7 protein-coding genes and 1 pseudogene are annotated in these 8,062 nt (G+C 28.1%); 7 read left to right on the top strand and 1 reads right to left on the bottom strand.

The genetic code is table 11. The annotated features are described in order from the left end of the window. The first annotated feature begins 233 nt into the window (after positions 1-233). The 4 genes from Q1X91_RS08160 to Q1X91_RS08145 all read left to right on the top strand — a co-directional run bounded on the left by Q1X91_RS08160 (position 234) and on the right by Q1X91_RS08145 (position 3,859). On the top strand, positions 234-581 hold the full coding sequence (locus Q1X91_RS08160) for an immunity 51 family protein (RefSeq protein ID WP_300755653.1): 348 nt from the start codon (positions 234-236) through the stop codon (positions 579-581). Positions 582-626: 45 nt separating this feature from the next. Continuing rightward, positions 627-1,559 carry an Rpn family recombination-promoting nuclease/putative transposase gene (locus tag Q1X91_RS08155; protein WP_300755650.1) on the top strand — a complete coding sequence of 311 codons (933 nt, stop codon included), beginning with the start codon at positions 627-629 and terminating at the stop codon, positions 1,557-1,559. Positions 1,560-1,632: 73 nt separating this feature from the next. Beyond that, a complete protein-coding gene (locus Q1X91_RS08150; protein WP_300755647.1) occupies positions 1,633-3,093 on the top strand; it encodes a tetratricopeptide repeat protein in 1,461 nt (486 codons plus the stop codon). A 262-nt stretch (positions 3,094-3,355) separates the two neighbouring features. Continuing rightward, on the top strand, positions 3,356-3,859 hold the full coding sequence (locus Q1X91_RS08145; protein WP_300755644.1) for a flavin reductase family protein: 504 nt from the start codon (positions 3,356-3,358) through the stop codon (positions 3,857-3,859). A 116-nt stretch (positions 3,860-3,975) separates the two neighbouring features. On the opposite strand, the gene gdhA is transcribed toward Q1X91_RS08145, so the two are convergent. Continuing rightward, positions 3,976-5,316 (bottom strand): NADP-specific glutamate dehydrogenase, encoded by a 1,341-nt coding sequence (gene gdhA / locus Q1X91_RS08140; protein WP_300755641.1) that lies wholly within the window; start codon positions 5,314-5,316, stop codon positions 3,976-3,978. 190 nt (positions 5,317-5,506) lie between these two features. On the opposite strand from gdhA, the gene Q1X91_RS08135 reads away from it, so the two are divergent. The 3 genes and pseudogenes from Q1X91_RS08135 to Q1X91_RS08125 form a co-directional block, all read left to right on the top strand. Beyond that, positions 5,507-6,049: a BspA family leucine-rich repeat surface protein gene (locus Q1X91_RS08135; protein WP_300755638.1), complete on the top strand. Its 543-nt coding sequence runs from the start codon at positions 5,507-5,509 to the stop codon at positions 6,047-6,049. A gap of 119 nt (positions 6,050-6,168) precedes the next feature. Beyond that, positions 6,169-7,332 (top strand): M20 family metallopeptidase, encoded by a 1,164-nt coding sequence (locus tag Q1X91_RS08130; protein WP_300755635.1) that lies wholly within the window; start codon positions 6,169-6,171, stop codon positions 7,330-7,332. 30 nt (positions 7,333-7,362) lie between these two features. Next, a pseudogene (locus Q1X91_RS08125) lies at positions 7,363-8,062 on the top strand (BspA family leucine-rich repeat surface protein); the annotation flags it as partial.

Genomic DNA, 8,062 nt, shown 5'->3' with positions numbered 1-8,062 from the left:
CTAAACTCTAAACTCTAAACTCTAAACTCTAAACTCTAAACTCTAAACTCTAAACTCTAAACTCTAAACTCTAAACTCTAAACTCTAAACTCTAAACTCGTTTAAAGTTTAAATTTAGTAATAAAATATTTATTTTTAATATTTTATTATTTATGATTTTACTATATTAAGAGATTAGGCATTTTAATTATTGCAAGTACTAGTATAAAAAATTTAATTAAAAGGAATTAAAAATGAAAAATGATTTTGAAAAACAAATAGAACCATTCTTTTTTGTAGAACATGAAAATAGTGCCTCTCTTTGCTTAAATGTTGGAGAATATAAAGCAGAAATATTTGAGGAAAGAGAAGATGAAGGTTTTGAAGGCGGAGGGTATGATTGGCAGTCTTTGGCTTTAGTATTTTTGAAAGAAAAAGTTCCAGAGTTAAGAGGCATTATTGATTTTGATTCTGAATCAAGTATGTTTTGTGCTTACAGCAGTGATACTGAGGCATTAAAGAAATTTGCTTTATTATTTAAAGAGGCATGCAAAGATGATAAACTGATAAGAGATTTATTTTCTAGGGCTGAACTTGATTAAATATTTAGTTTTGACAAAGTTAATAATTTTAAGTATAATATATATATGAAAAATAAATCAGATATTAAACAAATAAAATATTTTAATCCTTTGAATGATTATTTTATAAGATACCTATTTACTGATAAAGGAAGCAGTGAGTCTATACTTTTAGATTTTATCAATTCTATAATGATTAATGCTAATATGAAGACTTTTCGCTCTGTTGAAATATTAACGCCTTTTAACTTGAAAAAAAATAAAAATTTAAAAGAGACTATTGTTGATGTCAAGTGTATTACTCAAAATGGATCAGTAGTTATAATAGAAATACAATTACAAGGTAATTCAAGATTTCCAGAACGCATACTATATTATTGGGCAGCTAATTACAGTAAATTACTAAAACATGGGGAAAGATACGATGAATTAACTCCTGTAATAAGTATTAATCTTCTTAATTTTAATTTGGATAAAACTAAAAATATACATTCTTGTTATATGCTTTATGAGATGAATAATAAAAAACTTCTCACAGATCATTTGCAGATACATATAATAGAATTAAAAAAGTTTAGGAAAAATGTATTATCTAAAGATTTAAATTATTGGCTAAAAATATTTACAAGTAAAAATTTGGAGGCATCTATGTCTGAAATAGTAAAAGAAAAACCTATAATGGAAGAAGTGCAGAAAAAATATAATAACTTTGTAAAAAGCAGATTGATGATGATGGAATATGAGAAGAAAGAGGCTTATTTATACGGCAATCAAATAATGCTTGATGAGGAGAGAAGATTAGGAATAGAAGAAGGAATAAAAAGAGGCAGAGAAGAGGGCAAGGAAGAAGGCAGAGAAGAAGGCAGAGAAGAAGGCAGAGAAGAAGGAGAAAAAATTAAAGCTATTTCTATAGCAAAAAGTTTAAAAAAATCAGGTTTAGATGATAAATTTATAAGTGATAATACAGGACTGAGTATTGAAGAAGTAAAAAAATTATGATCATATTAGGATTTATTTTTAATTAAAATAAGTGTAATAGTTTGTATTATAAATAAATAAAAAAGGAAACATAATGAACATAATAGAAAAAATCAATCAATTGCATGAAAATGATGAACATGAACAAATAATTGAGATTATAACAAAAATTCCAAATGAAGAAATGGACAGTGAACTTTTCAGCTTACTTGCAAGAGCTTATAATAATACAGAAAGATATGATGAAGCATTAGATAATTTAATGTATATAAGAGAAGAAGGCATTGACGACGCTTTATGGAATTATAGGGTAGGTTATGCTTACTACTATAAAGGTGAAAAAGAAAATGCAGAAAATTATTTTAAAAAGGCTTGTGATTTAAATAATGAAGATATAGATGCTTATAACTTTTATATGCTTTGCTCAGAAGACAGAGACGATGGTATTAATTTTGAAAATAGAGTTAATAGGTTTTGGAAATGGTTTGAAGAAAATGAAAAAGTTATATCAAATTTTATAGATAATAGAGATAAATTTTCTCCAGATGAAATGATTGAATTTGTTTCTAATGGTGTGTCTTTAATATCTGACAATTTGCAGTTTAATTTTGGAGGTAATTATGAGTTTACATTTACTGTGGAAGGCAAGGAATATTTATTTTATCTTACTCCTAGAATAGTAGCCGCTATGCCTGAGAAATTAAAAAGCAAATGGAAATTTTCTCCTTATATGCCAAAACAAGATATAACTAATTCTAATTTTAAAATGTATAATAAAGATTTAAGCTTTAAAGAAATTTTAGTATACGCTGAATATGATGATAATACTAATTTTTTTAATTTGAAATTCTATAATAAAAAATTAAATGAGTTAAAAGAAGATTATGCGTATAATGCTTTTTATGTAATGCTTGAACATGCAGTAGGTGAGAATATATTAAAATTATACTTATTAGGAAATGTTGAAAAAAGTGATAAAAAACTTGATAACATGATAGAGCTTACAAAACTTTATGACTTTATAATAGATACTCTAAAAAATAAAAATAAGGATATTATTCTAGACCCTATAAATAGATATACAGTTTATGAATGTAAACCTACAGATAATAATTTCTTTAGAGAAGATATATTCATTGGAAATACTTGTTATATGGAGCTTATTAGTGATTATGCTAATTATAATATAGATGCGGTTGTTAATATTTCAAAAATGGGGGCAAGGGCTGTATATTTAGCCTATGTATTTGCAGATAATAAAGAGAATGATTTTAATGATGAAAATATAAATAAAAAACTTCTTGATGAAAGAAATAAAATTACAGATGAGCTTGAGAGTATTATGGGAGAAAAGGGAAGCGGTAAAGAAATAGGTATAGTATTGGGTAATGCATTTGGTGTAATTGGCGGATATATAGACTTGCTTTTATACAATCAAGATGAGTTTATAAAGAGAGCTCAAGAAGTATTAAAGAATTATAATTATAAATTTAGACTTCTCAAGTTCAGACAGTATTCAGATATTATAAAAACTTTTAATGAAGATATTAATTAGTTCAAATATTATCAATAAATTAATGCAGTTAGTGATGTTTAATACTAACTGCATTTTTTTAAACAAACTATTAAAATAATTTTTAAAATACCTTATATGTTATGTGTAATTTATTAACATTTCTGATTAGTAAATTGTCTTTAGTTTTATCTTATACTTCATTGATAGCTTTACTAAAAGTTAGTTTCTCACTTTTTTGTTCGTACTTGTTTTTTATGATGAAGTTATTATAATTTTAAATATTTTTAATAAGGAGTATTTCATGGAAAAAATAAATTTACCTAAAGCCTCAAAAATTACTTCTCCAAATCCTGTTGCAATAGTATGTACTGAAAAACCTGATGGCAGTACAAACCTAGCGACAGTATCTTGGTATACTTATTTATCTTATAATCCAAATATGATAGCTTATGCTATGGCTAAAAGTTCATACAGCGGTGAATTAGTTAGAGAAAATAAAAAAGCTATAATTACAATTCCAAGTGAGAATATTAAAGAAATAGTTATGAAATGCGGTATGCATAGCGGAAGAGATATTGATAAAATATCAAAATTTGAAATAGAAATGCAGGATATTCCTACAAGCAATATAAAAGTTCCTCTTCATAGTGCTGCTGCAATACAGTGCAAATTAAAAGAATTTATTGAAACAGGAGATCATTATTTATATATATGCAATGTTGAAGAAGTGTATGCTGATGATAAAGAAAAGGCTGTATTTTCTTGGGAGGGTTACACTAAAATAGCATCGGCTAAAGAGGCGTAATTATTTAATTTTTCGCTTTTGATGAGTTTATATTAGATTGGTTTTAGAACTATTTTAAAAGACATAATGCTGTCAGTAATTTTATACTAACAGCATTATCAAAAAACTATAAAGTATTAAACTAAACCGTAATGTATCATTATATCAGCTACTTTAACAAATCCAGCTATATTAGCACCTTTCAAATAGTCGCCTTTACAACCGTATTCTTCAGCAGTTTGATAACAAGTATTGTGTATATTAGTCATAATGTTTTTAAGTTTGTTATCAGTATAATCAAAATCCCATTTATCCATAGAAGCATTTTGCTGCATTTCCAAAGCAGAAGTAGCAACACCGCCAGCATTTGTAGCTTTTCCTGGTGCGAATAATACACCAGCTTTTTGGAATATTTCTACAGCTTCAGGAGTAGCTGGCATATTAGCTCCTTCAGTAACAGAGATACAGCCGTTTTTAACTAATGTTTCAGCACTTTTAGCATTGAGTTCATTTTGAGTAGCACAAGGCATAGCAATATCGCAGGCAACATCCCAAATATTTCCGTTTTCTATATATTTAGCAGAAGAGTGAGCAGAAGTATATTCTTTAATTCTTTTTCTTTCTACTTCTTTTAAGCGTTTAACAGTATCCAAATTAATACCGTTTTCATCATAAATAACGCCGTTAGAGTCAGAACAAGCAATAACTTTAGCACCTAATTGAGCAGCTTTCTGCATAGCATATATAGCAACGTTACCAGAACCAGAAACTACAACTTTTTTACCTTCAAAGCCGTTTTTGCCGTTAGTTTTAAGCATAAGGTCAGTAAAATATACAAGTCCGTAACCAGTAGCTTCAGTACGTACCAAAGAACCGCCGTAACCTAAACCTTTTCCAGTTAATACACCTGGTTCAAATCTGTTTTTAAGTCTTTTATACTGTCCGAATAAATAACCTATTTCTCTTCCGCCAACTCCTATATCTCCAGCAGGTACATCAATATCATAACCTATATGTCTGTGAAGCTCTGTCATAAAGCTTTGGCAGAAACGCATAACTTCATTATCGCTTTTTCCTTTAGGATCAAAGTCAGAACCGCCTTTACCGCCGCCTATAGGTAAGCCTGTAAGAGCATTTTTGAATATTTGCTCAAAACTTAAAAATTTAATAATTCCTAAATAAACAGATGGGTGAAAACGAAGTCCGCCTTTGTAAGGTCCTATTACACTTGAAAACTGTACACGGAATCCTCTGTTTACATGTATTTCTCCTTTATCGTCCATCCAAGGAACTCTGAACATTATTTGTCTTTCAGGTTCGCACATTCTCTCAATTATTTTTTGTTCAACATAATGAGGTTTTTTCTTTAATACAACTTCCAAAGTGTTTAATACTTCTTTAACTGCTTGGTGAAATTCTGCTTCTCCAGGATTTCTTTTTACTATTTTGTTGTAAATAGCTTCTAATTGTTCATTCATAGTTAATCCCCCTATTTTTGATTTTTATTTACTGAAAACATTATATACTAAACAGTATTATTGTCAATAGTAATGTTATCGGTTTTTTATTAAATTGATATTTTTTTTTATAAATTTCAAATTTTTGTATAAAAAATTTAAAAATAGTTTAGAATACTTTATTTTATAAAAAAATTAAGGATATATTATTATGACTAGAGAAAAATATAAACCAGAAACAAAAGAAGAATTAATAGATTTAATAGAGAAAAAAGTAAAATTTAATAAAATAGATACAAGTCTTATAACTGATATGTCTGGAATTTTTGAGAATTCTATATTAAGAAATTTCAGCGGTATTGAAACTTGGGATACATCTAAAGTAGAAAACATGATGAGTATGTTTGAAGGGGCTCAAAGTTTTAATCATGATATATCTTGCTGGGATGTGTCTAAAGTAAAAAATATGAAAAGTATGTTTTGCCGTGCTTTAAAATTTAATCAGCCTTTAAATAACTGGGACGTTTCTAATGTTACGAATATGGAGAACATGTTTAGGCTTACGAAAGTCTTTAATCAGCCTTTGAATAATTGGAATGTTAGTAAAGTAAAAAATATTGATGGGATGTTTTGGGTAGCAGAAAGTTTTAATCAGAATTTAGATTCTTGGGTATTATCAAAAAATGCAAAGATGTATATGGCTTTTTACTGTTCAGCTATGAATGATAATACACCTGTTTGGTATAAAAATTAGAATTGATTTATGATAGATTTAAGTTTATAAATTATAATATTAGTAATAATTATTGACTTAATAATAATTACTTAATATACTAAAAACAAAAAATATAAATGATGCAGGGTTAATAAAAAATGGATTACAAAAAATTAAATGATATTATTATTTCTATGAGAAGGGATTTGCATAAAATACCAGAAGTTGGTACTGAACTTCCTCAAACAAAAAATTATGTTATAAATAAATTAAAAGAATTAGGACTTTCTTATAAAGAGTCTTCAATTGACAGCGGACTTGTATGCGATATAGCAAATAATGATAATAAAAATATAAAAAATATAGCAGCTATTAGAGCAGATATGGATGCTTTGCCTATAGAAGAGGAAACAGGATTTGATTATGCTTCTAAAAACGGTAATATGCATGCATGCGGACATGATGCTCATACCGCATGTCTGCTTGGGGCTGCTTATTATTTAAGTGAAAATAAATCAAGAATAAAGGGCACAGTAAGATTAGTTTTTCAGGCTGCAGAAGAATTGGCTGTTGGGGCTCATAATATGCTTAATTCTGGTTTGCTTGATGGAGTTAATGCAATAGTCGGTACTCATATAGGAACTTTGGCTGCTAATGTTCCAAGCGGGGAGTTTGTATTAAAAGAGGGGGCTTTAATGGCTTCTAATGACAGAATATTTATAAAGGTTATAGGGAAAGGCTCACATGGTGCTTATCCTCATCTTTCTGTTGACCCTATATTAACAGCAAGCCAAATAATACAGGCAATCTATAATATTAAAAGCAGAGAGATACTTGCAACAGATCCGGTAATAATTTCTATATGCATGGTTCATGCTGGAAGTCAATATAATATAATACCGTCTGAAGTTAATATAGAAGGAACTTTTAGAACATTCAGCGAAGATACTAGAGTTTTTATAACTGAAAGAATAAAAGAAGTAGTTAATTCTATTGCAGCTGCTAATAGGGCAGAAGCAGAAGTTATAATAAAAAGGCGCGGAGCTCCTGTTATTAATAATGCAGATATATACAAAGAACTTGATGAAGTATGCAGCAGCCTCAACTTTAAAAAGGCTTCTCATTATGAGCTTTCTATGGCAGGTGAGGATTTTGCCGATTATTTAGATAAAATTAACGGAGCTTTCATATTATTTTCTACAGCCACAGAAAAGAATATAGCTCATCATAACAGCAAATTTGAAATAGATGAATCAAAATTGTATCAGCCTTCTGTACTTATGAGCGAATGGGCTATTAAACATTTAGAGTTAAACATCTAATAAAATATAATAAAATTATAGTTATCGATTATGAAGAAATATAAGCCAAAAAATAAAGAGGAATTAAAACAATTAGCAGATGATGAAAATATTAATCTCGGAAGCATTGATACAAGTTTAATAACGGATATGAGTTCTTTATTTAAAGAATCTTCAAGAAAAAAATTTAATGGTATAGAAACTTGGGATACTTACAATGTAACAGATATGCATGATATATTTTTTAATTGCAGAAAATTTAATAACGATATATCTAAATGGAATGTATCTAATACTAAAAATATGGCTCGTATGTTTTTTGGAGCAGAGATATTTAACCAATATATAGGTGATTGGAATGTTTTAAACGTTAAAGATATAAATAGTATGTTTTTCGATTGTAAAAACTTTAATCAGCCATTGAATAACTGGAATGTAAGTAATGTTAAGAAAATGTATAGTATGTTTGAAAATTGTAAAAAATTTAATCAGTGTTTAAATGATTGGAATATTTCCAATGTTACAGATATGAACAGCATGTTTAAATGTGCTGAGAGTTTTAATGAGCCCTTAGATAATTGGGATACTTCTAATGTAAAAAATATGGGAAATATGTTTTGTAAATGTAAGAGTTTCAATCAACCCTTATGTAATTGGGATACTTCTAATGTTGAAAATATGTGCTGCATGTTTTTTGGAGCCGAAAATTTTAATCAGCCTTTAAATAACTGGAATGTGAGTAAAGTAAAAA

The sequence above is a fragment of the uncultured Brachyspira sp. genome (assembly GCF_949287625.1).
Taxonomy (GTDB): domain Bacteria; phylum Spirochaetota; class Brachyspiria; order Brachyspirales; family Brachyspiraceae; genus Brachyspira.
This window is presented reverse-complemented; position numbering and strand designations above follow the sequence as displayed.

Coding starts and splice junctions, on each gene's coding strand:
- Q1X91_RS08160 (WP_300755653.1), top strand. CDS start 234: ATGAAAAATGATTTTGAAAAACAAATAGAACCATTCTTTTTTGTAGAA.
- gdhA (WP_300755641.1), bottom strand. CDS start 5,316: ATGAATGAACAATTAGAAGCTATTTACAACAAAATAGTAAAAAGAAAT.
- Q1X91_RS08145 (WP_300755644.1), top strand. CDS start 3,356: ATGGAAAAAATAAATTTACCTAAAGCCTCAAAAATTACTTCTCCAAAT.
- Q1X91_RS08155 (WP_300755650.1), top strand. CDS start 627: ATGAAAAATAAATCAGATATTAAACAAATAAAATATTTTAATCCTTTG.
- Q1X91_RS08135 (WP_300755638.1), top strand. CDS start 5,507: ATGACTAGAGAAAAATATAAACCAGAAACAAAAGAAGAATTAATAGAT.
- Q1X91_RS08150 (WP_300755647.1), top strand. CDS start 1,633: ATGAACATAATAGAAAAAATCAATCAATTGCATGAAAATGATGAACAT.
- Q1X91_RS08130 (WP_300755635.1), top strand. CDS start 6,169: ATGGATTACAAAAAATTAAATGATATTATTATTTCTATGAGAAGGGAT.